Source organism: Streptomyces lusitanus (genome assembly GCF_042647945.1).
Classification (GTDB): Bacteria; Actinomycetota; Actinomycetes; order Streptomycetales; family Streptomycetaceae; genus Streptomyces; species Streptomyces pseudogriseolus.
Genome location: NZ_JBHRWL010000024.1, coordinates 16,105 through 39,658, shown reverse-complemented (window position 1 = coordinate 39,658; position 23,554 = coordinate 16,105). Strand labels below are relative to the sequence as shown.

The window sequence follows — 23,554 nt, the reverse complement described above, 5'->3', positions numbered from 1 at the left end:
CGCCCGCCGTCAGGCCGTACGATGCCCAGCGTGACGCACGACGACGCTCCGCTGCTGGCGGACCTCATGCCGTGGTCCGTCGCACCGCCGCGGCTCGGCCGGGGGTGGCCGGCGGCCCCCGACGCGGCGTCCCTGAAGACCCGTTGGGACGCGCTGGTGAAGGCCGAGGGACCGGACCGCGAGGCCCTGTTCGTGCCGACGCGGTCCCGCACCCCGCACACGGCGGTCGGGCAGCTGCCCGGGCGGGAGGGCGGCACGGAGCGGCTGGCCCGCGCCTCGGGGCCGTGTCCGGAGCCGGTGCGGGTGCTGCACGGCCCGTTCGACGAGCAGTGGCTGATCCCCGACCAGCGGCTGATCGACGCGCCCCGGCCGGAGGTGTGGCGGGTGGCGGACGACCGCCAGATCTTCGCCGTCGAGACGTCCGGCGACGGCCCGCCGCTGCTCGCCACTTCCCTCTTCCCGGTGCTGCGCACGGGCCGGATCCGCCCGCTGTACCGCCGTCCTGGCGCCGCCGAGCCCAATCTGGCCCCGGGCCTGACGGACCACCTCGCCGCGCGGCTGGGCCTGGAGGTTTCCCCCGTCGACGTCCTGGCCTGGGCGACGGCCGTGGCGCGGCCCTCGCCGGACGGGCTCGCCGTGCCGCTCACCGGTGACCCGGACACCTGGCAGCGGGGTGTGGCGCTGGGCCGCCGCATGCTGTGGCTGATGCGCCGGGACGGCGAACGCCCCCGGCTCCCGGGCGGCCGCCGTCCGTACGTCCGCGCCCCGCTGCCGTCCCGCCCGCCCGACCTCGCCTACGACCGTGACGAGGAGGCGCTGCTGCTGGGCGAGGGCCGCATCTCCCCGGTGCCGGTGGAGGCGTGGGAGTTCGAGTCGGGCGGGGTGCGGGTGCTGGAGGAGTGGTTCGCGGCGCGGACCCGCCCGGCCGAGCCGGGCACGCTGGAGGCGATCCGCCCGGCCGCCTGGCCGCAGACCTGGACGTCGGAACTGCTGGAGCTGGTCACGGTCCTCACCCTCCTCGCCGAACTGAAGCCGCAGCGCGAGGAGTTGACGGCCGCGTCCTTGCCCGCCCAGGTCACACCGTCCGACCTGCGCACGGCGGGCGTCCTGCCCGTACCGGCCGCCGCCCGCCGCCCCGCCTCGGTCCTTAACGCCCGCGAAGAGGGCCCGGAGGGCCAGCTCGCGCTGCTCTGAGGGACGCCGGCGCCCCGCCCCCGTACGGTCCCGGCGCTTCCCGGCAGCGTTGTCAGTCGGGCGCACTAGGGTCCCGGTCACGGTCGTCGCACGGACGGCCGCTCGACCGACGGTACTTCAGGAGTTGTTGCACCCATGGGATTCGAGGCGACCTACGCGGACTTCTCCGCCGACCCGGCCCGACTGGCCAACGCCGACGTCAGGCTGCACGGGGCCCGGTTCGCCGGGTCGCACCTGGCGCTCAGCGCGGGCGGGACGGTGACCTTGCGGTTCGAGGTGGCGGACCCGGAGGACGTCCCGCAGGTGACCCTGACCGTCACCGCGCTGGTGTCCAAGGCCGGCGCATCGCTGGGGTACGCCCCGATGGACGTGTTCGTCCAGGGTGAGCCGGTGGCCGAGAACCTGACCGTGCCCGGGGGCGGGGACCTTCCGCAGGACAACGTCTTCGCCGTGCCCGGACATCTGCTGAAGCCGGGCACCAACACCCTGGAGATACGGTCCTCGGCCGAGGCGCGCACCATGCTCTGGCTCTACCGGGTCACGCTCGACCCCGTCTGGGAGCGCGGCCGTTCGGAGCGTGCCCGGACGGCGGCGGCCGCCCGCGACTCGGTGTTCGCCTACCGTACGGAGGTCCGGCCCGCCCACTCGTCGTCCGCCCACTGGCAGCCGGCGCCGCGGCTGCTGTTCCACGTCGACCGGGGCGAACACGCGCTGCCCGCGCAGCTCGGCTGGCGCGGCACGGACGGCGCCGAGACCGCCATCAGCTTCCAGTCGAACATGTCCGACTTCCACGGCTGCCGCCGTGACGCGGACGGCGTGGTGCACGAGTACCGGGGACGGGTCGCCGGCCGCTGGGCCTACCCGGAGGGTGTCGACCAGGTGCCGGCCGAGTCCCTGCACCGCTTCCACACCGAGGAGGGGTGGGGCGGCGGCTGGCACCGCTCGCACGAACTGAGGCTGCTGGTGGACGACGGCGGGCCCGCCCCGGAGCGGATGACCTGGCGGGACCAGCGGGGCAACTCCGGTGTGGTCGTGCTGCACACGCTGGAGGACGAGGCCGAGGTGACGGAGGTCGAGGCGAGCGACGAGTACGCCGAGGCGGACGAGATCGCCCACAACCTCCTCGACGACTCCCGCGACAAGTGGCTGGCGGGCGACGACACCGCGGTGCTCGACTTCACCCTGGCCCGCCCCGCCACCGTCACCTCGTACGTCCTCGTGTCGGCGAACGACTTCCCCGACCGCGACCCCCAGGACTGGACGCTGCACGGCTCCGACGACGGCCGCACCTGGACGCCGCTGGACTCCCGCACGGGTGAGACGTTCGACCGGCGGTACCAGGCACGGGAGTTCACCCTGCGCGGCACGCCCAGGGCCCACCGTCACCTCCGTCTGGAGATCACCCGCAACGGCGGCGCGCACGAGATCCAGCTCGCTCAGGTCCGCTTCCTCGAACGCCCCGTGGGCCAGGGCTTCACCGGCTACTACCAGCGCCACGACGAGGGCCCCATCGGCTACCGCGGCACCCCCGTCGCCGCCTCGCCCCTCACCGACCTCCCCGCCCCCGCTTCCCGCGTCGCCGCGGACCTGGAGACCGCCGTGGCAAGCCTCGCCGAGACGGCCCAGACCCTCGCCGCCCTGGCGGCTCAGCTGCGCAGGCACTGACACCGGGCCCGCGCGGGCGTCAGCGGCGGGCGTCGAAGCCGTCCAGGACCCGGGTGAGGGCGCGCTCGAAGACCGCCTCCAGGTCGATCGGCCCCGGGTCCTCGGCGAAGGCCGCCGCCATGCGCGGGTACGCGCCGCTCGCGACGCGGGACATCAGATAGGCGCCGCGGACCGCGTTCTCCTGCTCCTGCGACCAGGGCAGCGAGCGGGCGCGTTCGGCGGTGGCCAGCTCGTTGGCGACGTACGTCGTCACGACGCCGTTCAGCAGGGCGATCAGTTCCAGCTTGGTGCCCTGCGGGCCCGGCATGGGGTCCAGGCAGGCCAGGCAGTGCTCCAGGTAGCGCAGGGCGTTGGGGCTGAAGCCGTAGACCGGTGACATCAGCCGCGGCAGCCACGGGTGCCGGTGCATCAGGTTCCGGGTCTGGTGCGCCACCCGCAGCATGTCGGCGCGCCAGTCCCCGCTCGGCTCCCACAGCTCGTGCTCGCCGCCGGCCGCGTCCACCATCAGCTCGTGCAGGTCCTCCTTGCGGGGGACGTAGTTGTAGAGCGACATGGTGCCGCAGCCCAGCTCGGCGGCGACGCGGCGCATGGAGACCGCGTCCAGGCCCTCGGCGTCGGCGATCCGCACCGCGGCAGCCGCGATGTCGGTGCGGCTGTACGCCGGCCTGGGCCCTCGGCCGCTGCGCTCGGGGCGCGCCCAGATCACTTCGGGTTCGGCCGCTCGGCCCGCCATCGGTCATCACCTCGCTCACCATCGTAGTTACGTACACCGTACGTAGTGCGCTATGGTCGGGCCATGACTACTACGTACGCTGTACTTAGTGAGGGTCTGGAGAAGCGCTTCGGCGCCGTGCACGCCCTGCGCGGACTGGATCTGGCGGTGGCGCAGGGCACCGTGTGCGGGCTGCTCGGGCCCAACGGGGCGGGCAAGACGACCGCGGTGCGGCTGCTGACGACGCTGCTGCGCCCCGACGCGGGGTCCGCGAGGGTCGCGGGCCACGACCTGGTGCGCGAGGCGGCCGCCGTGCGCCGGCGGATCGGCGTCACCGGGCAGGACACCTCGATCGACGGGGATCTCACCGGCCGCGAGAACCTGCGGCTGTTCGCCCGGCTGCACCGCGCGCGGGACGCGGCGGCCCGCGCCGGTGAGCTGCTCGACCGGTTCGGGCTGGCGGAGGCCGCCGACCGCCCCGCGTCCACCTGGTCGGGCGGCATGCGGCGCCGGCTCGACCTGGCGGTGAGCCTCGTCCGCCGGCCCGAGGTGCTGTTCCTGGACGAGCCGACGACCGGTCTCGACCCGGCAGGACGCGGCCTGATCCGGGAGGTGGTCCGGGAGCTGACCGGCGAGGGCACGACGGTGCTGCTCACCACCCAGTACCTGGAGGAGGCCGACCAGCTGGCCGACGGCATCGCGCTGGTCGACCGGGGCCGGGTCGCGCACACCGGCTCTCCGGCCGAGCTGAAGGCCCTGGTCGGCACGCACGCGGAGGTGGTGGTGGCGGACGCCGCCACGCTGGAGGCGGCGGCCGGGGTGCTGGACCGGCTCACCGGGGCGCACCCCTCGCTGGACCGTCAGCGGCAGGCGGTCGGCGCGGTCACCCGGGATGCGACCCTCACCCTCCCGCACCTGGTGCGCACGTTCGACGCGGCGGGCGTGCCGCTCGTCGACGCGAGTCTCAGGCCGCCGACGCTCGACGACGTGTTCCTGCGGCTGGCCGAGCCGCCCGCGGACCGGGCGGGCCTCACCCACGACGACAAGGAGCGTGCGGCATGAGCACGTTGGCGTACGACGGCACCGCGATGCTGGGCCGGCAGCTGCGGCGGATGCGGAACAACCCGGGGCTGCTGATCCTCACCCAGACGATGCCGGTGAGCATGCTGCTGTTCTTCGGTTACGTCTTCGGCAGCGCGCTCGCCGTGCCGGGGTTCGAGTACCGCTCGTTCCTGGTGCCGGGGCTGCTGGTGGCGACGGCGGCGGGCGGTGTGATGACCGGCATGTTCCAGGCGGCGCAGGACGTGCACCGCGGGGTGACGGACCGGTTCCGCACCCTGCCGATGAGCCGGGCGGCCGTGCCGGCGGGGCAGGCGGTCGCGGACGTGCTGGTGACGGCGGCCGGGACGGTGCCGTTCCTGCTGGTCGGGCTCGCGGTGGGCTGGCGGGTGGAGGGCGGCGCGCTCGCGGCGGCGGGCGGCTTCGGCCTGCTGCTGCTGTTCCGGTTCGCGTGCGTGTGGGCCGGCATGTTCCTGGGACTGCTCACACGGAACGAGGAGGCGGCCGGGCAGCTGGGCGGGGCGACCTTTCTGCTGCCGCTGCTGTCGAGCGCGTACATCCCGACGGCGGGGCTGCCGGACGGGGTGCGCACGGCGGCGGAGTGGAACCCGATCAGCGCGGTGGCGACGGCGCTGCGGGACCTGTTCGGCAACGCGCCGGCGCCGGAGGGCGCGGCCTGGCCGATGGCGCATCCGGTGGCGGGGTCACTGGTCTGGTGCGCGGTGCTGCTCGCGGTGTTCGTCCCGCTGGCCGTGCGGCGGTACGCGCGGGGTGAGCGGTGAGGCGGGCACGCATGCGGGACGAAGGTGAGCGGGGTGGAGGTGCCCTGCGGGACGCCGGGTGGGAGCGGGGTGGGCGGGGTGAGGCCGGTGTCGGTGGCCGGCGGGGTGGAGCCGGGTGCCGTGGGGACGGCGGGCGGGCGCGCCGCGCCGGGACGGGTGGGACCGTCCGGCGCGGACGCTAGCGGCTGCCGAACAGGGAGCGGCGCAGCCGGCGCAGCGGGGCGAAGAGCGAGACGCGGCTCGCGCGGGCCCGTGCGCCCCTGGTGCCGTGGTGCGCGCTGTCACGCGCGGTCAGCTCACGCATGAGCGACGTCGCCTCGGCCGTCTCCCGCTGCGGGACGGCGGGTCCCGCGAGGACCGAGAGGTGGCGGTCGAGGCGCGAACTGCTCGCGCTGCTGCCGCAGGTGATCGCAGGGACCCTGGCCCTGCTGCGCACTGTTATCTGTTCCATGTCACTCCCCACCCGTACGACTCCACCCGGCCCGGGCAGGGTAACCCTATCGCCCCGTACCGGCACCCGTGTATCGAGGTCACAGGATTCACCTTCCCCATAAGGGTGTTGACGAACACTCGTCGATTACTCTCCGAATCCGACAGTTTCCAGGGCGAGTTGGACGATGGGGCGGCCGGTGGGTTGTGGAGAGCCGCCGTCCGGTTCGACGGTCACCGCGAGTGACGTCGACGCGGGGTCGAGACCGGAGGCGACCAAGGGCGTGTCGCGGTCGAAGAGCCCGAGGGAGCGGGGCCGGCCGTCCCGGTCCATCAGCCAGAGCTGGCGCACCCGGCCCTGAGGCGGGTCGTCGTATCCGCCCAGCGTGACGACCGCGCCGCGGGCCGATACGGAGGCGATCACTCCGATCGTGCGGCCGCGGGCGTCCCGGCCGCTGCTCGCACGCGCGTCCGGCGCGGCCAGAACGTGGGCGATCTCACGTGCCCGGTCGCGCTCCGCGGCGAGTTCGTCCTGCGTGCGGTTCGCCTGGACGGCGAACAGCGAGGCGACGACGAGCGCCGCGGCGGCGGTGGCCGTGGCGAACGGCACGAGCAGCACCGCCCGACGGCGTCCCCGCCCGCGCGGCGGGGGCGCGGCGCCCCAGACATGGGGCGGGAGCTGGGGCTCGCGGGCGGCGCGCGCCCCCTCCTGCGGCGCGGGTTCCTGCGCGGTGGTGCGCACGGCGGCCAGGACCCGGTCGCGCAGGGCGGGCGGGGCGGGCGCGGCGGTGGACCAGGCCAGCCGGACGGCGTCCTCGGTGAGGTCGCGCACCTCGGCGGCGCACCGGTCGCAGGACGTCAGATGCTTCCCGAAGCGGACCCGCTCCGCGGGCTCCAGCGCGTCGAGGGCGTACGGGGCGGCGAGCGAGTGCAGGTCCTCGCGGGAGAACAGCCGGCGGAACACGCTCATGCCGCGCCTCCCAGGCAGTCGCGCAGGCGGGTGAGCCCGTCCCGCATCCGGGTCTTGACGGTGCCCAGCGGCAGCCGGAGCCGCTCGGCCACCTCGCGGTAGGTGTAGCCGTCGTAGTACGCGAGGGTGACCGACTGGCGCTGGAGCGCGGTGAGGCGGTCCAGGCAGCGGCGCACCCATTCGCGTTCGAGGCCGGCCTCCACCTCCTCGGCGACCTGGTCGAAGGCGGGACCGTGGCCGCGCCGCGCCTCCCTCTCCTCGCGCTCGCCGGCGGCGCGGGCGCTGCGCACCCGGTCGACGGCCCTGCGGTGGGCGAGGGTGAGCACCCAGGACAGGGCGCTGCCCCGGCCGGGGTCGAAGCGGGAGGCGGAGCGCCAGAGTTCGAGGAGCACCTCCTGGGCCACCTCCTCGGACTGGGCCGGGTCGCGCACCACGCGCCGCACCAGCCCGTAGACCGGCCCGGAGACCAGTCCGTACAGATCCTCGAAGGCCTTCTGGTCACCTCCGGCCACCCGGATCAGCAACTGGTCCGCCTCCAACGCTCGTCCCCCTCTCCCGGCCCTGCCGGACCGTCCGGTCGCACAAGGCATTCGCAGCGAGCGCGCCTCCGGATGGGAAGTACGGATCACCGGGCCGAAAACGCGGGTCGGCGCGGAGAAATCCTAGGCCGCGAACGGCCGTTGGGGAGGGGGCGGGAAACTCGTCCGCCCTTCGACCAATCCGGGTCCGGCGATGCTCCGAATCCCAGTGCGTCAAGGCAAGTCGGCACTGAGGACGGACGGCATGACAACTGACTCCAGGACCGGTGCGGGGCGCAGGAGCCTCGCGACCCTGATCTGCGGTGCGCTGGCCGCCGGAGGGCTCGCGGCCGCCGGCGCGTCCGCGCTGGAACCCGAGGCGGCCTCGGCCTCCTCCCACCGGGAGGCCCCGCTGATCTCGGGCACCCCGCAGTACGACAACACGGACCTGTACGCGTTCGTCAGCCCCGACAAGCCGGACACGACGACGATCATCGCCAACTGGATCCCGTTCGAGGAGCCCGCCGGCGGCCCGAACTTCTTCACGTTCGCCGAGGACGCGCAGTACGACATCCACATCGACAACAACGGCGACGCGCAGGGCGAGCTGCTGTTCCGCTACACCTTCGAGACGCACGTCAAGAACGAGAAGACGTTCCTCTACAACACCGGCCCGGTCACCAGCCTGGACGACCCGGACCTCAACATCACCCAGACCTACGACATCGAGCTGCTGAAGCTGAAGGACCAGCACGCGGTGTCCCGCACGAAGATCGCCCACGACGTGCCGGTGGCTCCGTCGAACGTCGGCAAGGCGTCCATGCCGGACTACGACACCCTCCGCAAGCAGGCGGTCCGTGAACTGGCGGGCGGCACCACCACGTTCGCCGGCCAGGCCGACGACCCGTTCTTCCTGGACCTGCGGGTCTTCGACCTGCTGTACGGCGGGAACCTCTCGGAGGTCGGCAACGACACGCTCAAGGGCTACAACGTCAACTCCGTGGCGCTCCAGGTGCCGACGCACCTGATCACGGAGTCGGCCGACCAGCCGGTCGTCGGCATCTGGTCCACCACCCAGCGCGAGAACGCCGAAGGAGACTTCGTGCAGGTGTCGCGGCTGGGCAGCCCGCTGGTGAACGAGGTCGTCAACCCGGTCGGGGACAAGGACACGTTCAACGCGTCCGCCCCGTGGGACGACGCGCGGTTCCTGAAGAACGTCACGGAGCCCGAGCTGCCGAAGCTGATCGAGGCGATCTACAAGATCCCGGCGCCGAAGGAGCCGCGCGACGACCTGGTCGACGTGTTCCTGAAGGGCGTCGAGGGTCTCAACCAGCCGCCCCACGTGCGCCCTTCGGAGATGCTGCGCCTCAACACCTCGATCGAGCCGGCCGCGAAGCCCAAGCGGCTGGGCGTCCTGGACGGCGACACCGCCGGCTTCCCCAACGGGCGCCGGCTGACCGACGACGTCGTCGACGCCGCGCTCCAGGCCGTCGAGGGTGAGCTGGTCGGCGCGAAGAACGACCTGGGTGACGCGGTCGACAAGAACGACAAGAAGTTCGGCGCGTCCTTCCCGTACCTGGCCAACCCCACGGAGGGCTCGCGCGGGCCGCTCGCCAAGGGCGTGGACAGCGGCAACGACGTCCGCAGCCAGCTCGGGGACGCGCTGCGGCCCGCCGGGGCGGACGGCGCCGACGACACCACCCTCGTCGCCGCGTCCGCGGGCGCGGGAGCGGGCGGACTGCTGCTGATCGGCGTGGCCCTCATGTGGTGGCGCCGCATGCGCCGCCGCGCCTACTGACCCACCCGGCGGCCGGCGCCCCCGGCCGCCCCGCCGACCGGCGCGGCCCTCCCGTCCCCCACGGCAGGGCCGCGCCCCACACCCACGAAGGAGCCCCATGTCCCCGCGTACGAACGACAGCCCCCGCGGGAGCGGCGGCCAGGAGGCGCCACGGCCCGCCGAGGCGCGGGCGACACCGCCCGCCGAGGCGCCGGAAGCCATGAAGGCGCCCGCGGCAGCGGAGGCGCCGGAGTCGCCGCGGTCGCCGTCGACCGCCGAACGCGTCGACGCCCTGCGGCGGTTCGCCGCCGCCGTGCGCCGTGGGCGGGGGCTGCATGTGACGTCGTGCGCCGTGCTGCTGGCCGTGGCGATGACCGCCGGGGCCGTCGCCGTGGGCGGTGACGGGCGGGACGCGGCGCGGGCGGCGCCCGGGGTGTCCCGGGCGGTGGGCGCCGATGTGCTGGTCCGGGGAGACCTGGACACGGCGATCCGGTCGTTGCAGGCCCATGTGCGGGCGCAGCCGCGGGACTTCGGAGCCTGGGCCGCCCTCGGGCTCGCGCAGGTGGAGCGGGCGCGCACGGACGGGGACCCCTCCCGCTACGCCCGTGCCGAACGCGCCCTCGCGCGGTCCCTCGCCCTGCGGCCCGGCAACGACCAGGCGCTCGCCGGACAGGCCGCCCTCGCCGCGGCGCGCCACGACTTCGCCGCCGCCCTGGACCACGCCGACCGCGCCCTGGAGCGGAACCCGTACAGCGAACGCGCCCTCTGCTCCCGGATCGACGCCCTGGTGGAGCTCGGCCGGTACGAGGAGGCCGGGAGGGCGGCCACGGTCGCCGACCGCAGGCGTCCGGGCGTCCCCGTGTTCACGCGGTACGCGTACGTGCGCGAGCTGCGCGGCGACGTGCCCGCCGCCCGCCGGGTGCTGCACCGCGCCCTCGCCGGCGCGGCCGGCCCCGCCGACGTGGCGTACGTGGCGACCGCGCTGGGAAACCTGGAACGCGGCCAGGGCCGGTACGGCACGGCCCTGCGCCACTACGCCCGCGCGCTCGCCGCGGACGACGCCTACCTCCCCGCGCTGGAGGGACGCGCCCGCGCCCAGGCCGCGGACGGCGACCGCGAGGGCGCGATCACGACGCTGGAGCAGGTCGTCGCCCGCTCCCCGCTGCCCGGCCCGCTGGTCGCCCTCGGCGAGCTGTACGAGGACCGGGACGGCCCCGGCGACCGCGCGAAGGCCCGCGAGCAGTACGCCCTGGTCGACGCGTGGACCGCGCTCGCCCGGGCCGGCGGCGTCGACGTGGACCTCGACACCGCGCTCGCCGCGGCCGACCACGGGGACACCGCCGAGGCGCTCCGCGCGGCCCGCGCCGAATGGGGCCGCCGGCACACCGTGCACACCGCGGACGCCCTCGCCTGGGCCCTGCACCGGGCGGGCCGTTCCGCCGAGGCCCTGCCGTACGCCCGCCGGGCCACGGCCACCGGCTACCGCGACGCCGCCTTCCTCCACCACCGGGGCATGATCGAGAAGGCCACCGGGCACGACCGCGCCGCCCGCGCCTCGCTCACCGCCGCCCTGGGGCTGAACCCGGGCTTCTCCCCGCTCGGCGCCCGCGCGGCGCGGGCCGCCCTGAAGGAACTGGAGGCGGCGCGTTGAACCTGCTGCGTCCCGCCGCGGCCTGCGCCGCGGTCCTCACCGCCGCCACCGCGCTCGCCCTGGTCCCGGCCACGGAGGCGAGCGCGCACCCGCTCGGCAACTTCACCGTCAACCGCTACGACGGCCTGGTGGCCGCGCCCGGCGAACTGCGTGTGCGTCACGTCGAGGACCTCGCCGAGATCCCCGCCACCCAGGCCGCACCGGACCTCGCCGAACTGGGCCACGGCGCCTGGGCCCGCCGCCGGTGCGCGACGGCCGCCCGGGAGAGCGCGGTCCGCGCCGACGGGCGTCCGGCGCCGCTCACCGTGCGGGCCGCCAGCGTCCAGGTGCGGCCCGGCCAGGCGGGTCTTGACACCCTGCGCGTGGAGTGCCGGCTGACCGCGCCCCTGCCCCAGGGCCGTACGGTCGCCGTCGGCTTCCGCGCGGCGGGCGGGGACTCGGGCCCCGGCTGGCGGGAGATCACCGCGCAAGGGGACCGTACGACGCTCGCCGCCTCGGACGTGCCCGAGGCGTCCCCCTCCGCCGGGCTGACCCGCTACCCGGAGGACCGGCTCGCGTCCCCGCCCGACACCAGGACCGCGTCCCTGCGCGTCCGCCCCGGCGGCCCGGCCCTGGCGGCGGACGGGACGGACGAGGCGGACACGCCCGCCTCCGCGATCCTGCCCCGGGGCGCCGACCGCTGGACGCGGGCCCTGGACGACCTCGTCGCCCGACGCGACCTGACCGTCGGTTTCGCGGCGCTCGCCCTGCTGCTCGCGGTGGTCCTCGGCGCGATGCACGCGGTCGCGCCGGGCCACGGCAAGACCCTGATGGCGGCGACCGCGGCGGCCCGGGGCGGCCTGGCGCGGATGCGGGACGTGCTGCCGATGGCCGCCTCCGTCACGGTCACCCACACTCTCGGCGTGGTCGCCCTGGGCCTGCTGGTCACGGCGGGCTCCGCCGCCACGCCCGCCGTCGTCGCCTGGCTGGGCATCGCCGGCGGCGTCCTGGTCACCCTGGCCGGCGCCCAGCTCGTGCGCCGCGCCCTGCACCAACGCGGGCACCACACGCATCCGCATCCGCACGCCGACGAGCACGGGCACACCGAGGGGCACGGGCACGCGCATGACCACGGGCACGACCGCCCCCACGCCCCCCTCACCCACACCCACGGCGGCCGTACCCACACCCACCCCTCCGCGCCCACGCTCCGCGGGACGATCCTGCTCGGGTTCGCGGGCGGGCTGGTGCCGAGTCCGTCCGCCGTCGTGGTGCTGGTCGGCGCCGCCGCCCTGGGTCACGCCTGGTTCGGGCTGCTGCTCGTCGTCGCGTACGGCGTGGGACTCGCGCTGACCCTCACCGCCGCCGGGTACGCGGTGGTGCGGGCGGGCGGGGGCATGTCCCGGCTGCTGGCCCGGCGCGCGCGCTGGACGAGCGCGCCGTGGGCGGCGCTGGTGCGCCGGAGCGCGCCCCTCGGTTCGGCGTGCGTGGTGCTGGTCCTGGGGGCCGGAATGGTGTTCAGGGGGGCCGCATCCGCTCTCGGCTGAGCTACTTTCATGAGGAAAGGGCGAATTCGCCCGGACGCGAATGGGGGCGCCGTGTCCGAAGAACCGGGCAGTGAGCGGGTGATCGCGGGACGCTACCGGCTGCTGTCGCCGCTGGGCGAGGGCGGCATGGGCACCGTGTGGCGGGCCCGGGACGAGGTGCTGCACCGCGAGGTCGCGGTGAAGGAGGTCCGCGCCCCCGCAGGGCTGCCGGCCTCCGACGTGGAGCGGATGTACGCGCGCCTTGAGCGGGAGGCGTGGGCGGCGGCCCGTATCGCCGACCGCAACGTGGTCACGGTGTACGACGTGGCCGTGGAGGACGGGCGTCCGTGGATCGTGATGGAGCTGGTGCGCGGCCTGTCGCTGGCGGAGGTGCTGGACGCGGAGGGCCCGCTGTCACCGCGGCGGGCCGCGCGGATCGGCGCGGAGGTGCTGGCCGCGCTGCGCGCCGCCCACGCGGCGGGGGTGCTGCACCGGGACGTGAAGCCCGCCAACGTGCTGATCGCGAACGACGGCCGGGTGGTGCTCACCGACTTCGGGATCGCCACGGTCGAGGGCAGTTCGGCCCTGACGATGACCGGGGAGGTCGTCGGCTCGCCCGAATTCCTCGCGCCGGAGCGGGCGTTGGGCCGTACCCCCGGTCCGGAGTCGGACCTGTGGTCGCTGGGCGTGCTGCTGTACGCGGCGGTCGAGGGCCACTCCCCGTTCCGGCAGGACACCCCGCTGTCCACGCTGCGGGCGATCGTGGACGAGGAGCTGCCGCCGCCCCGCCGGGCGGGTCCGCTCGCTCCGGTCGTCGAGGGGTTGCTGCGCAAGGATCCGGCCGCACGCCTGTCGGCCGAACGGGCGGCGGAGGATCTGCGGGCCGTCGCCGCCGGGGGCGCGCCGGACGCGGACCCGGCGCGTGCGGCCTCCGCGTACGCGCCCACGGTGGCCGCGCTCCCCGTGCCGCCGACCGACCCGTACCAGCCGCCCGTCACCGCCGGCCAGGCTGCGGTCGGAGTGCCGACGGCCGCCACGGCGACCGCCCCGCCCCCGCGCGGCCGGCGCGGCGCCGCGCTCCTGGTCGCGGGGGTGGTGCTGCTGGCGCTCGCGCTGGCCGGGCTGACGTACGCGCTGCTGGACCGGGACGACGGCGGTCCGGAGGCCGGGAACGGAGGGACGACGTCCGCCGCCGGCGACACGGGCGCCGGAGGCATGGCGGAAACGGAGGACGACCCGCAGCCTTCTTCCTCCGCGACGGACGACGGGACCGGGGACGAGGGCGACGACGGGCACGGGGAGGAGTCCACTGCCCCGGCGCTCACGGTGTCGGTCGCGGTGGAGGGCGCGCACACGGAGTACTCCGGCGTCTGCCCGCCCCCGCACGACGACGCGCCCGCGTTCACGGCGACGTTCACGGTGAACCGGCTGCCGGCCCAGGTGCGCTACCGCTGGGCGGCCGAGGACGGCTCGGTGGTGGACCGGGAGTGGCGCACGCTGTCGTTCCCCGCGGACGGGGGGCGGACCCGGCAGGAGACGGTGGTGGTGACGACGTACGCGGAGAGCGGGGAGCTGCACGGCCGGATCGGCGTGGAGGTGCGGGAGCCGGTGCGCGTGACGTCGGGGACGGTGCCGTTCTCGGTGGTGTGCGCGACGGAGACCCCGTCGGACGGGGCCTCCGCTTCGGCGTCCGGTGCGGACGGGGACGACGGCTACTGAGCCACGGGGGTCAGGCCGCCGCGTCGAGCACCGGGAGGTAGCCGCCCGACTGTCCGGCGGCCTTCGGGTGGTACGAGTTGCCGATGTTCAGCCAGTCCACGCTGTGCAGCCAGGAGTCGCCGGAGCAGATCTCGTGGCCGGTGAACGTGGTGCGGACGTCGCCGAACGTGTAGCCGTACGCGCGGGCGCGGGCGGCGATGGCGTTGTTGAGGTGGTCGGAGGCGTCGTTGATGGCCTTCCGCTTGGTCTCGGAGAGGCCGATGCAGCTGGTGCCGAGCCGGTAGAAGCGGGGGTAACCGAGCACCACGACATGGGCGTTGGGCGCCCGGTCCCGGATCGCCGTGTAGACGCCGTCGAGCCTGCCGGGCAGCGTCGAGTCGACGAAGGCCCGGGCGGTGGCGATGCGGGAGAGGCAGGAGCTGTCGGACTGGAGCACACAGGTCGTCATGACGTCGGCGAATCCCGCGTCGTTGCCGCCGATGCTGATCGAGACGAGGGCGGTGCTCGCGGAGAGCGGGCCGAGCTGCCCGGAGAGAACATCACCCGTTCGGGCGCCCGAGCAGGCCGTGAAGGAGAAGGACGAGGGGGAGTTGGCGGCCGCCCAGAGGTACGGGTGGGCCTTGGTGCTGCGCTTGCAGTCGCCGCTGGAGGAGATGTAGCTGCCGGCGCCGACTCCGGAGGCGTAGGAGTCGCCCAGGGCCACGTACGGGCCGGGGGCCGCCTGCGTGGAGGCCTGCGCCGCGGTCGCCCCGGTGAGGGCGGCGGTGACGGCGAGGACGAGGGCGGTGAGGAAGAGGACAAGTCGGGAACGTCTCATGGAACCTCCCTTTAGCAGGATCTCTGCCTCAACCGTCGTACCAACTACGCGTGTTGAACGGAAGTGTTCATGTCAAAGTTATTACCGTTGAGTACCGGACAAACACCGGGACGGTACGACTTTCTGACACTTCGACGGCAGTTCGACGGCGGCTCGACGGCAGACACCGGGACACGGGAGCGACGCGACGCGCGCGGGCGCACCCGGCAAATCGGGTGCACGGGCCGCTCGCGTGACCGATCATGGCGGCATGTCCGCGCAACCGCACGACGCCCTGCCGATCCGGCTCACCGTCGACGACAACGACTCCCCGTCCGACGTCGTCGACGCGCTGTTCCTCGGCCGCTTCGCGACGGGCGAGCAGCCCTACTCGCACGCCGTCAACATCGAACGCGTCCGGTCCAACGCGACCCTCCTGCCCGCGCACGCGCGGGTGCTGCGGCTCGCCAAGGACGACGACCGCAGCGCCACCCTGGCCGAGGGCGACGGCTGGACGCTGCTGATCTCCCGCTGGAACCGGGGCGCCGACGTCACGGTGACCGCGACCAGCGCCGACCTGGCGCAGCGGATCGTGGAGGAGGCCACCGACGGCGCGGCCGACGAGCCCGAACCGCAGCCGGAGAACGTCACCATGGGCTTCTGGTACGTCTCCCCGCGGCGCGGCCCGCACCGCACCACCCGGCAGATCACGGCCGGCACCTGGGAGGAGATCCGGCCCAACTACACCGCCCCGGTAGCGGACGCGATGGACCGTCTGATGAAGACCACCCCCGAGGACATCTCGGGGCGGCTGCTCCTGCTGCACGGCCCGCCGGGCACCGGCAAGACCTCCGCGCTGCGCACCCTCGCCCGCTCCTGGCGCGACTGGTGCCAGGTCGACTGCGTGCTGGACCCCGAGCGGCTCTTCTCCGACGTCGGCTACCTGATGGACATCGCGATCGGCGAGGAGGACGCGTCCGGCAGGAACCGCTGGCGGCTGCTGCTCCTGGAGGACTGCGACGAACTGATCCGCGGCGAGGCCAAGCACACGGCGGGACAGGCGCTGTCCCGGCTGCTGAACCTCACCGACGGCCTGCTCGGCCAGGGGCGCAACGTGCTGGTGGGCGTCACCACCAACGAGGACCTGGAGCGGCTGCACCCGGCCGTGGTGCGTCCGGGCCGCTGCCTGGCCCGGATCGAGGTGGGACCGCTGACCCGCACGGAGGCGGTGAACTGGCTGGGCCGCGAGGAGGGCGTCGGACGCGAGGGGGCGACCCTGGCCGAGCTGTACGCCCTGCGCCGCGGCACCTCCCCGACCTCCCTGCCGGAGCCGCGCGGCGACGCGGACGCGGGCCTGTACCTGTAGGAGCCGGGAGGGCCGCATGCCGCTGCTGGTGGGGACCTCGGGATGGCAGTACAAGGACTGGCGCGGGGTGCTGTACCCGCCCGGTCTGCCGGTACGGCTGTGGCTGGAGGAGTACGCGGCCGCCTTCCCCACCGTCGAGGTCAACAACGCGTTCTACCGGCTGCCGTCCCGGGAGACCTTCGCGTCCTGGCGGCAGCGCACGCCGCCGGGCTTCGTCGTCGCGGTCAAGGCGAGCCGCTACCTGACGCACGTCAAGCGGCTGCGGGAGCCCGAGGAGCCGGTGGCGCGCCTGATGGGCCGCGCCGAAGCCCTCGGCGACCGGCTCGGCCCGGTCCTCCTCCAGCTCCCGCCCACCCTCCAGGCCGACCCCGCCCTCCTGGACGCCTGCCTGCGCTGCTTCCCCGGGTCCACCCGGGTGGCCGTCGAACCCCGCCACCCGTCCTGGTGGACCCCGGAGGTACGCGCGGTCCTGGAGTCACGCGGCGCGGCCCTGTGCTGGGCGGACGTCCTCTCCCGCCCGGTGACCCCGCTGTGGCGCACCGCCGACTGGGGCTACGTCCGCTTCCACCAGGGCCGCGCCCACCCCTGGCCGCACTACGGCCGCCAGGCCCTCCGCACCTGGCTGCGCCGCATCACCACCACCTGGCCCGCCGAAGCGGACGTCCACGCCTACTTCAACAACGACCCCAACGCGGCAGCAGTCCACAACGCCAGAACCTTCACGACGCTCAAGGCACAACACCCCCAGGGGCGCGAGGAACTGCGCGCCCAGCCCCCACCCACCCGCAGCGAACGCTGATCGCCCACCACCCCAGGGGCGCGAGGAACTGCGCGACCAGCCACAACGAACCCGCAGTGGACACTGAACGTCACTGAAAAGCCGCCCGCAACGCATCCCTCACCGCGGCCACCGCCACCTCCTCCCCCACCCCCAACCTCCGAGCCCGCTCGGCGAAAACCTGCGCAGCCGCGGCAACCTCCCTCTCCGCCGCCGACCCAGCGGCAGCGACCACCGTTCCGTTACGCCCCCGCGTCTCGATCACCCCGTCCGCCTCCAGCGCCCGGTACGCCTTGGCGACCGTGTTCGCCGCGAGGCCGAGCGTCTCGGCCAGCCCCCGCACGGTCGGCAGGCGGTACCCGACCGGCAGCTCCCCCGACCGCGCCTGCTCGGCGATCTGCGCCCGCACCTGCTCGTACGGCGGTGTTCCGTCCTCGATATGGATCCGTACAGTCACGCCGCGATTGTCGCGCACCCGCGCCCCGGAGGACGCATTCCCGGCCCCGCGAAAATGGGAGGCACACCGGCCTCACCACCTCGTACCGTGCGCTCACATGACAGTGACCGTCCGCGATCTCCGCCCCGACGCCGCCGCCGACCTGGAGGGCTTCGCCCGCGTACGGCAGGCCGCGCTGCCGTTCATCCTGGTCACCCCGCGCAGCCTGGCGCACGACCTCACCCAGATGCACCCCGACGCCCACTACCGCCCCCTCGTGGCGGTGGACGACGACGGGGAGGTGATCGGCACCGCCCAGGTGCACCTGACGCACGAGAGCGCCGTGCCCGGCCAGGGCAACCTCAACGTCTACGTGCATCCCCGGCACACGCGCCGGGGCGCGGGCACGCTGCTGGTGCGCGCCGGCGAGGAGCATCTGGCCGCGCACGGCGCGACCCGGCTGCTGGCCTGGGTGCTGGACGAGCCCGGCAACCGCGCCTTCGCCGAGCTGCACGGCTACCGGGCGAGCCGCTCCGCGCACTTCCTCCGCCTGGACCTGGCGCACCGCGAGCTGCCCCCGCTCCAGGATCCTCCGCCCGGGGTGGAGCTGCGTCCGGGTTCGTCGTACGCCGACGACCCGCGCCCGCTGTTCGAGCTGGACGCGGAGACCACGGCGGACGAACCGAGCGACGTGGACACGGAGTTCACCGACTACGAGGCATGGCTCAGGGAGACCTGGCAGCACCCGCTGTTCGACGCCGAGCTGACCACGGTGGCCGTGGTCGACGGCCGGCCCGCCGCGTTCACGGCGGCCCGTACGGACGGCTCCACCCGGTACGCGACGGGCATGACCGGCACGGCCCGCGCCCATCGCGGCCGGGGTCTGGCGAAGCTCGCGAAGAACGACTCGCTGCACCGGGCCCGCGCGGCCGGGTACACGGAGGCCTTCACGGGCAACGACACCGGGAACGGACCGATGATCGCGATCAACACGTGGTTCGGCTACGAGCTGTGCGGAACGGAGGTGCGTCATGTCCGCGAGCTCGTCTGACGGACCGGCGACGACGGTCGAGGTGGTCCTGGTCAAGGCGGGCCGCACGAAGATCAGCTATCCGGCGGAGCTGCTCGCCGACAACGGCGTCCGGATCAGTGTGCGCGCCCCGTGGGCGGGCGAGGGCGTGCGCGACTTCGGCTTCGTCCGTTTCGAGCCCGGGGACGTCTTCACGGAGCACTACTGGCGCGACCGCTGGTACTCCGTGAAGGAGGTGCGGGCCTCCGGGGGCGCGCTCAAGGGCCACTACTGCGACATCACCCGCCCGGCCGAGCTGTCCGGGGGCCGCCTGGTCGTGGAGGACCTCGACCTGGACCTGTGGGTCTCCGCCGACGGCACGGACGTACGGCGGCTGGACGAGGACGAGTTCGCGGACAGCGGCCTGTCGGCCAGGGACCCGGGCGCGGCGGCGGCCGCGGTGGCCGCCCTCGACGAGCTGGACGCCCTGGCCCACGGGGCGGGTCTGGGCACCCTGCTCGGCTGAGACACGCCCGGCGGTCCCCTGCCCCGGGGTCACTCCCACGAGGCCACCACCGCGTACCGCTCGTCGTCGACCTCCCGCCCCCACAGCGCCGCGTCCCCGGACAGCGGCTCCACGCGCACCCGCGCGGTGAGCGGGGCGAGGAGGGCGGTGAGCCGGTCCGCCGGTATGCCGACCTGGCTCACCGTGCCCCACACGCCCTCGACCAGCACCAGCCGCCCGCCCGGCCGCAGCAGGTCGCGCCAGCGCCGCAGCACCCGGTCCGGCTCGGGCAGCGTCCACAGGACGTGCCGGACCAGGACGGCGTCGTAGCGCTCGCCGTCGACCGGCGGGCGGGCCGCGTCGCCGTGGAGGAACACCGCGTGCCGCCCGGCGAGCTTCTGCCGGGCCAGCTCCACCATGGCCGGGGACCGGTCCACGCCGGTGACCCGGTGCCCCTGCTCGGCGGCGAGGAGGGAGAGGCTGCCGGTGCCGCAGCCGAGGTCGAGGACGTCTCCGGGGCGCCCGGGCAGCCAGTCGCGCAGGCGCGCGGCCCAGGCGGCGCGCACCCGGGGGTCGCGCAGACCGTGGTCCGGCTCCTCGTCGAAGCCGGCCGCCCGCGCGTCCCAGTCGACACCGCTCAGGTCCGTCCCGTCACCGTGATGTGGGGTCATGGGCCCAGGGTGACACCTGCCACTGACAGTCGATTCGTGACCGCCGCCACAGACACCGTGGGACAGATGAGGAACTCTCCCCCGAAAGGTTCACCGCCGTGGAAGCGGGCGACCCGGTGGACCTCCGAGGAGGCAGCCATGCGCCGAGTCACCGTGCGGAAGCCCTCGAGGAAGACGGACACCCGCCGGGTCCGCGAGGAGGCCGACGAGCGCCCCGCGGAGCGCCCCGAGATCCGCAAGGACATCGCCCGCACCTGGTGGCCCGACGGCTGAACGCCCCGCCGCCCGGCTCAGTGCAGCCGCTTGCGGTAGTGGATCCGGTCGTACGGCCCGGTCACCCTGCGTTCGACGGCCTCGTAGCCGAGTTTCGGGTAGATCTTCTGGTTCTCCCACATCATGGCGTTCGTGTAGAGCCGGATCTCGGGCAGTCCGAGCGCCCGTGCCCGGTTCTCCGCGAACTCCAGCAGCAGCCGTCCCAGCCCGGTGCCCCGGGCGTCGGGGCGGACGGCGACGACGTCCAGGTACAGGTGGTCCGGGCGGGGCTCCAGCACGACGAGGCCGGCCACCCGCTCGGGCCCGGCCCCCGCTTCGTCCGGGGCCTCGGCGACGAACACCCGGCCCGCGGCCACGTTCGCCGCGTGGTCCGCCTCCATGGGCACCGGCACCACCCCGATGCGCGCGACGTAGGGCCCGAAGGCCGCGTCGATCACCGCCTTGACGGCCGGTACGTCGGCGGTGGCGGCAGGTCTGATCCGCGCGTGCGTCATGCCCGCACGGTACCTACCTGATCCCAGTCCGAACGCTTCCTTAAAGCGACCATAAGGATCTCCTCGTACCGCCCTCACCGGGCGATTTCCGGGTTTCGCGGGGCTACGTTCTGAGCCACCCCCACGGGATCCCTCCCCGGGGTCTCCCCATGAGATCCGCTGTTCGCCGAGGAGTTGCTGCCCCATGTCCGCACGCCGCAAGGCCGCTGTCGCCGCCATAGGTCTCACCCCGCTCGCCCTCACCGGTCTGGCCGCCGCGCCGGCGGCCGCCCACGGTTCGATGGGCGACCCGGTCAGCCGGGTCTTCCAGTGCTTCGCCGAGGGCCCGGAGAGCCCGAAGTCGGAGGCGTGCAAGGCGGCCGTCGCGGCCGGCGGCACCCAGGCGCTGTACGACTGGAACGGCGTCCGCATCGGCGACGCGGGCGGACGTCACCAGGAGCTGATCCCGGACGGCAAGCTGTGCAGCGCCGGCAACGAGGCGTTCAAGGGCCTCGACCTGGCGCGCTCCGACTGGCCGGCGACCAGCGTGTCCAGCGGCGACCACACCTTCAAGTACCGGGTGACGGCCCCGCACAAGGGCACCTTCACGGTGTACATCACCAAGCCCGGCTACGACCCGTCCCAGCCGCTGGCCTGGGACGACCTGGACCTGGCCAACCCGGTGGCGACCTCCACCGACCCGGCCGCGGTCGACGGCTTCTACACCTTCTCCGGCACCCTGCCGGAGCGCTCCGGTCAGCAGCTGCTGTACGCGGTCTGGCAGCGGTCGGACAGCCCGGAGGCGTTCTACTCCTGCTCGGACGTCACCTTCGGCGGCGCCCAGGCGGGCGGGGGCGCGGCCGGCGGTGAGCCGGCCGGCGGCGAGGCCCCCGCGGGCGCCGACACGCCGAAGGAGGCGCCCGCTCCGGAGGCGCCCGCCCCGGCGCCGGAGGCCTCCGCCCCGTCCGAGCGGCAGATCGAGGCCGGCGCCGAGAAGTCGACGGTCGAGAACCACGGGCACGGCGACGCCGACCCCGCCACCACGGCGGACCCGGTCGCGGCGGAGGCGGGTGCCGGCAACCAGCTCAAGGCGGCCGGCGGCGGGCAGAACCTGGCGGAGACCGGCGGGGACGAGAGCACGTCGTACCTGATGATCGGCGGCGCGGCGGCGCTGGCGCTCGGTTCGGCCGCGCTGTTCGCCTCCGCGCGGCGGCGCACGGCGACCGGACGTCACGGCCGCTGAACCGGCGGCGGGTCCCTGTCCGGCGGCTCAGGCCGGACAGGGACCCGCTGTTTTCACGCCACGTGACACGTGTCAGCTGAACACGGAGGCGCAGGTGGTCCGTCGCGCGTGGTCCGGGTCGAGGGCGTTCGCCACCTCGTGGAAGGCGATCCGGTCGAGCAGCCCGATGGCCAGGTGCTCGGACAGGTCGGCCGCGCAGAGGTCCTGAAGGACCACGTTGCGCACGTTCGGCCCGGTCAGGAAGGCGCTGCGGTACGGCGTGACGACCTCGTCGTACCGGGTGGCGATGACGGTGTAGCGGACGCCGGGGACGGTGTCGCCGCCCGCGTTGAGCTCGGTGAGGAAGGCGGAGCCGGCGATCTGGTCGGCGAGGGCGGGGGTGGCCTCGTCGATCAGGTCCTCGGCGCCGGGGAAGTACGGCAGCAGCGCGGTGAGGCCGCCGAGGGTGGTGCCGTGGTTGCTGGGGGCGATGCCGATCAGGGCGTTCACCTCGGCGGCGCCGCCGAGGAACTTGAGGTAGTGGCGGGGCATCATGCCGCCCTGGGAGTGGCCGACGATGTCGACCTTCGCGGCGCCGGTCGCGGCGCGCACCCGGTCGACGTAGGCGTCGAGCTGTTCGGCGGACTTCTCGACGGGCCCGAGGCCGTGGAAGAAGGGGACGCCGGGGAGCTGTCCGTAGTCGAGGGAGAAGACGCAGTAGCCGCGGCTGGTCAGATAGGGCGCGAGGCCCAGCCAGTTGTCGACGGAGTTGCCGAAGGTGCCGTGCACCAGGACGACGGGGCGGGGGTGGGCGGCGGAGGGCTTGCAGGTGAAGTCGTTCCAGCCGGAGCTGGGTGCGGCGGCGGCCTGCGCGCCCGACGCGGCGGGGGCGGTGACGGCGACCGCGGCCAGCAGCAGCGCGGCCAGCGGTCTGATCACCCGCTTCCAGGGCAGCATCGTGTGATCTCCTTGCGGCTCAAGGGGAAGGGTGGGGTCCTACGCCCTGTGATCCGGATCACGGGATGCTGTTCACTCATCAAGTTACGGGCGAGTAGTAAAAGGGGGAAGTTACGGGTCGGCAAAAACTGCCGGCGTTCACCTGCGGACGCCCCTCCGCACCTGATATGGCGTCACCAAGTGGGACGAACAGGCCCGTTCGGCGCGATGCGCAGCAACTGCCGCCCCAGGGCGCGCAGTTCCGTCTCCCCCAGGTCCGCACCCCAGGCCCGCACGGCCTCCGCCGCCGCCTCCTCGGCCGCCCGGGTGCAGGCCCACCCCGACTCGGTCAGGACGACCAGCCGGGCGCGCGCGTCCTCGGGATGCGGGCGCCGCTCGGCGTACCCCTTGCGCACCAGCTCGTCGACGAGCTGGCTCGCGGCCTGCTTGGTCATCCCGAGATGGACCGCGAGGTCGGTGACCGTGGCGCCGTCCGGGGCGAGACGGGCGAAGGCGAAACCGTGCGCCGGCCGCACCCCCTCGAACCCACGGGCGACCACGCCGTCATGAATGCGCCGGGTGAGCTCTCCGGCGACGGCGAGCAGGGCGGCGGACAGGGCCATGGCCTCGGAGTTCTGCACCAGGGCATTGAAGCACCTTGACGAAGTGGTCAAGGTGCTTGACCATATAGTCAAGCCGCTTGACCACTTACCCCTTCGGAGGCACCGTCATGCCCGTAGTCCGCCCGTCCGAGGCCGTCGTCCACGAGATGCACGGCGCCCGGTTCATCGCGTACGCCACCCCGTCGGCCGGCAGCAGGGAACTGTGCGCCTGGCGGGGTGAGATCCCCGCCGGCACCCGGGCGCCCGCGCACACCGTCAGCCGGGAGGAGATCTTCCACCTGCTCGCCGGTGAGCTGCTGATCACCCTCGACGGCACCGTCCACCGGATCACCGCGGGCGACACGGTGATCGTCAACCCCGGCGCGACCCTCGCCGTCGAGAACCCGGCCGCCGAGGCGGCGGTCTCCTGGGTCACCACCTCCCACGGGCTGGAGGCGACCCTGGCCGACGGCACGCGCATCGCGCCTCCGTGGGCCAACTGAGCC

The 23,554-nt window shown here is 74.4% G+C and carries 25 protein-coding genes; 15 read left to right on the top strand and 10 right to left on the bottom strand.

The features are described from left to right. Positions 1–21 precede the first annotated feature (21 nt). Entirely contained in the window at positions 22–1,194 is a 1,173-nt protein-coding gene (locus tag ACFOSY_RS28720; RefSeq protein ID WP_394312317.1) for a type ISP restriction/modification enzyme, read from the top strand. Positions 1,195–1,329: 135 nt separating this feature from the next. Further along, the gene (locus ACFOSY_RS28715; RefSeq protein ID WP_394312315.1) at positions 1,330–2,859 is read left to right on the top strand and encodes a discoidin domain-containing protein; all 1,530 of its coding nucleotides are present in this window, start codon (positions 1,330–1,332) and stop codon (positions 2,857–2,859) included. A gap of 19 nt (positions 2,860–2,878) precedes the next feature. Here the strand turns inward: ACFOSY_RS28715 and ACFOSY_RS28710 are convergent, their stop codons facing one another. Continuing rightward, positions 2,879–3,592, bottom strand: a complete 714-nt coding sequence (locus ACFOSY_RS28710) for a TetR/AcrR family transcriptional regulator C-terminal domain-containing protein (protein WP_394312313.1) — start codon at positions 3,590–3,592, stop codon at positions 2,879–2,881. 63 nt (positions 3,593–3,655) lie between these two features. Here ACFOSY_RS28710 and ACFOSY_RS28705 point away from each other — a divergent pair, with 63 nt between their 5' ends. Both ACFOSY_RS28705 and ACFOSY_RS28700 read left to right on the top strand, forming a co-directional pair. Then, entirely contained in the window at positions 3,656–4,633 is a 978-nt protein-coding gene (locus ACFOSY_RS28705) for an ATP-binding cassette domain-containing protein (RefSeq protein ID WP_394312311.1), read from the top strand. Beyond that, positions 4,630–5,412 (top strand): ABC transporter permease, encoded by a 783-nt coding sequence (locus tag ACFOSY_RS28700; RefSeq protein ID WP_394312309.1) that lies wholly within the window; start codon positions 4,630–4,632, stop codon positions 5,410–5,412. The genes ACFOSY_RS28705 and ACFOSY_RS28700 overlap by 4 nt, the downstream gene beginning before the upstream one ends. 178 nt (positions 5,413–5,590) lie before the next feature. On the opposite strand, the gene ACFOSY_RS28695 is transcribed toward ACFOSY_RS28700, so the two are convergent. From ACFOSY_RS28695 to ACFOSY_RS28685, 3 genes are all read right to left on the bottom strand, one after another. Further along, on the bottom strand, positions 5,591–5,863 hold the full coding sequence (locus ACFOSY_RS28695; RefSeq protein WP_031021765.1) for a hypothetical protein: 273 nt from the start codon (positions 5,861–5,863) through the stop codon (positions 5,591–5,593). Between the two features lie 126 nt (positions 5,864–5,989). Further along, a complete protein-coding gene (locus ACFOSY_RS28690; protein WP_394312306.1) occupies positions 5,990–6,811 on the bottom strand; it encodes an anti-sigma factor in 822 nt (273 codons plus the stop codon). Then, the gene (locus tag ACFOSY_RS28685; RefSeq protein WP_394312304.1) at positions 6,808–7,350 is read right to left on the bottom strand and encodes a sigma-70 family RNA polymerase sigma factor; all 543 of its coding nucleotides are present in this window, start codon (positions 7,348–7,350) and stop codon (positions 6,808–6,810) included. Before ACFOSY_RS28685 ends, ACFOSY_RS28690 begins: the two co-directional genes overlap by 4 nt. A 244-nt stretch (positions 7,351–7,594) precedes the next feature. Here ACFOSY_RS28685 and ACFOSY_RS28680 point away from each other — a divergent pair, with 244 nt between their 5' ends. From ACFOSY_RS28680 to ACFOSY_RS28665, 4 genes are all read left to right on the top strand, one after another. Continuing rightward, on the top strand, positions 7,595–9,127 hold the full coding sequence (locus ACFOSY_RS28680; RefSeq protein ID WP_394312302.1) for a DUF4331 domain-containing protein: 1,533 nt from the start codon (positions 7,595–7,597) through the stop codon (positions 9,125–9,127). 97 nt (positions 9,128–9,224) lie between these two features. Further along, positions 9,225–10,757, top strand: a complete 1,533-nt coding sequence (locus ACFOSY_RS28675) for a tetratricopeptide repeat protein (protein WP_394312300.1) — start codon at positions 9,225–9,227, stop codon at positions 10,755–10,757. After that, positions 10,754–12,283, top strand: a complete 1,530-nt coding sequence (locus ACFOSY_RS28670) for a nickel transporter (RefSeq protein WP_394312298.1) — start codon at positions 10,754–10,756, stop codon at positions 12,281–12,283. The genes ACFOSY_RS28675 and ACFOSY_RS28670 overlap by 4 nt, the downstream gene beginning before the upstream one ends. A gap of 9 nt (positions 12,284–12,292) precedes the next feature. Then, positions 12,293–13,981, top strand: coding sequence for a serine/threonine-protein kinase (locus ACFOSY_RS28665; protein WP_394312291.1), 1,689 nt, complete (start codon positions 12,293–12,295; stop codon positions 13,979–13,981). Positions 13,982–13,991: 10 nt separating this feature from the next. Here the strand turns inward: ACFOSY_RS28665 and ACFOSY_RS28660 are convergent, their stop codons facing one another. Beyond that, on the bottom strand, positions 13,992–14,798 hold the full coding sequence (locus ACFOSY_RS28660) for an SGNH/GDSL hydrolase family protein (protein ID WP_394312288.1): 807 nt from the start codon (positions 14,796–14,798) through the stop codon (positions 13,992–13,994). A 250-nt stretch (positions 14,799–15,048) separates the two neighbouring features. On the opposite strand from ACFOSY_RS28660, the gene ACFOSY_RS28655 reads away from it, so the two are divergent. Both ACFOSY_RS28655 and ACFOSY_RS28650 read left to right on the top strand, forming a co-directional pair. Continuing rightward, positions 15,049–16,143 (top strand): DUF5925 domain-containing protein, encoded by a 1,095-nt coding sequence (locus tag ACFOSY_RS28655; RefSeq protein WP_394312286.1) that lies wholly within the window; start codon positions 15,049–15,051, stop codon positions 16,141–16,143. A gap of 16 nt (positions 16,144–16,159) precedes the next feature. Then, positions 16,160–16,942 (top strand): DUF72 domain-containing protein, encoded by a 783-nt coding sequence (locus ACFOSY_RS28650; protein ID WP_394312284.1) that lies wholly within the window; start codon positions 16,160–16,162, stop codon positions 16,940–16,942. A gap of 70 nt (positions 16,943–17,012) precedes the next feature. On the opposite strand, the gene ACFOSY_RS28645 is transcribed toward ACFOSY_RS28650, so the two are convergent. Continuing rightward, positions 17,013–17,378, bottom strand: coding sequence for a GntR family transcriptional regulator (locus tag ACFOSY_RS28645; RefSeq protein ID WP_369155252.1), 366 nt, complete (start codon positions 17,376–17,378; stop codon positions 17,013–17,015). 97 nt (positions 17,379–17,475) lie between these two features. On the opposite strand from ACFOSY_RS28645, the gene ACFOSY_RS28640 reads away from it, so the two are divergent. Both ACFOSY_RS28640 and ACFOSY_RS28635 read left to right on the top strand, forming a co-directional pair. After that, positions 17,476–18,408, top strand: coding sequence for a GNAT family N-acetyltransferase (locus ACFOSY_RS28640; protein ID WP_394312279.1), 933 nt, complete (start codon positions 17,476–17,478; stop codon positions 18,406–18,408). Further along, the gene (locus tag ACFOSY_RS28635) at positions 18,389–18,892 is read left to right on the top strand and encodes a DUF402 domain-containing protein (RefSeq protein WP_394312277.1); all 504 of its coding nucleotides are present in this window, start codon (positions 18,389–18,391) and stop codon (positions 18,890–18,892) included. Before ACFOSY_RS28640 ends, ACFOSY_RS28635 begins: the two co-directional genes overlap by 20 nt. 29 nt (positions 18,893–18,921) lie before the next feature. Here ACFOSY_RS28635 and ACFOSY_RS28630 read toward each other — a convergent pair whose 3' ends face one another. After that, entirely contained in the window at positions 18,922–19,542 is a 621-nt protein-coding gene (locus ACFOSY_RS28630; RefSeq protein WP_394312272.1) for a class I SAM-dependent methyltransferase, read from the bottom strand. 138 nt (positions 19,543–19,680) lie between these two features. Here ACFOSY_RS28630 and ACFOSY_RS28625 point away from each other — a divergent pair, with 138 nt between their 5' ends. Beyond that, positions 19,681–19,815: a hypothetical protein gene (locus tag ACFOSY_RS28625; protein WP_394312268.1), complete on the top strand. Its 135-nt coding sequence runs from the start codon at positions 19,681–19,683 to the stop codon at positions 19,813–19,815. A 17-nt stretch (positions 19,816–19,832) separates the two neighbouring features. Here ACFOSY_RS28625 and ACFOSY_RS28620 read toward each other — a convergent pair whose 3' ends face one another. Then, positions 19,833–20,309 carry a GNAT family N-acetyltransferase gene (locus ACFOSY_RS28620; RefSeq protein ID WP_394312265.1) on the bottom strand — a complete coding sequence of 159 codons (477 nt, stop codon included), beginning with the start codon at positions 20,307–20,309 and terminating at the stop codon, positions 19,833–19,835. A 184-nt stretch (positions 20,310–20,493) separates the two neighbouring features. Between ACFOSY_RS28620 and ACFOSY_RS28615 the strand changes: the two genes are divergently transcribed. Continuing rightward, entirely contained in the window at positions 20,494–21,531 is a 1,038-nt protein-coding gene (locus tag ACFOSY_RS28615) for a lytic polysaccharide monooxygenase auxiliary activity family 9 protein (RefSeq protein ID WP_394312262.1), read from the top strand. 72 nt (positions 21,532–21,603) lie between these two features. On the opposite strand, the gene ACFOSY_RS28610 is transcribed toward ACFOSY_RS28615, so the two are convergent. Beyond that, positions 21,604–22,467, bottom strand: a complete 864-nt coding sequence (locus ACFOSY_RS28610; protein WP_394312259.1) for an esterase/lipase family protein — start codon at positions 22,465–22,467, stop codon at positions 21,604–21,606. 173 nt (positions 22,468–22,640) lie between these two features. After that, on the bottom strand, positions 22,641–23,087 hold the full coding sequence (locus tag ACFOSY_RS28605) for a MarR family winged helix-turn-helix transcriptional regulator (RefSeq protein WP_394312257.1): 447 nt from the start codon (positions 23,085–23,087) through the stop codon (positions 22,641–22,643). A gap of 89 nt (positions 23,088–23,176) precedes the next feature. Between ACFOSY_RS28605 and ACFOSY_RS28600 the strand changes: the two genes are divergently transcribed. Then, on the top strand, positions 23,177–23,551 hold the full coding sequence (locus ACFOSY_RS28600; protein WP_394312430.1) for a cupin domain-containing protein: 375 nt from the start codon (positions 23,177–23,179) through the stop codon (positions 23,549–23,551). Positions 23,552–23,554: the final 3 nt, after the last annotated feature.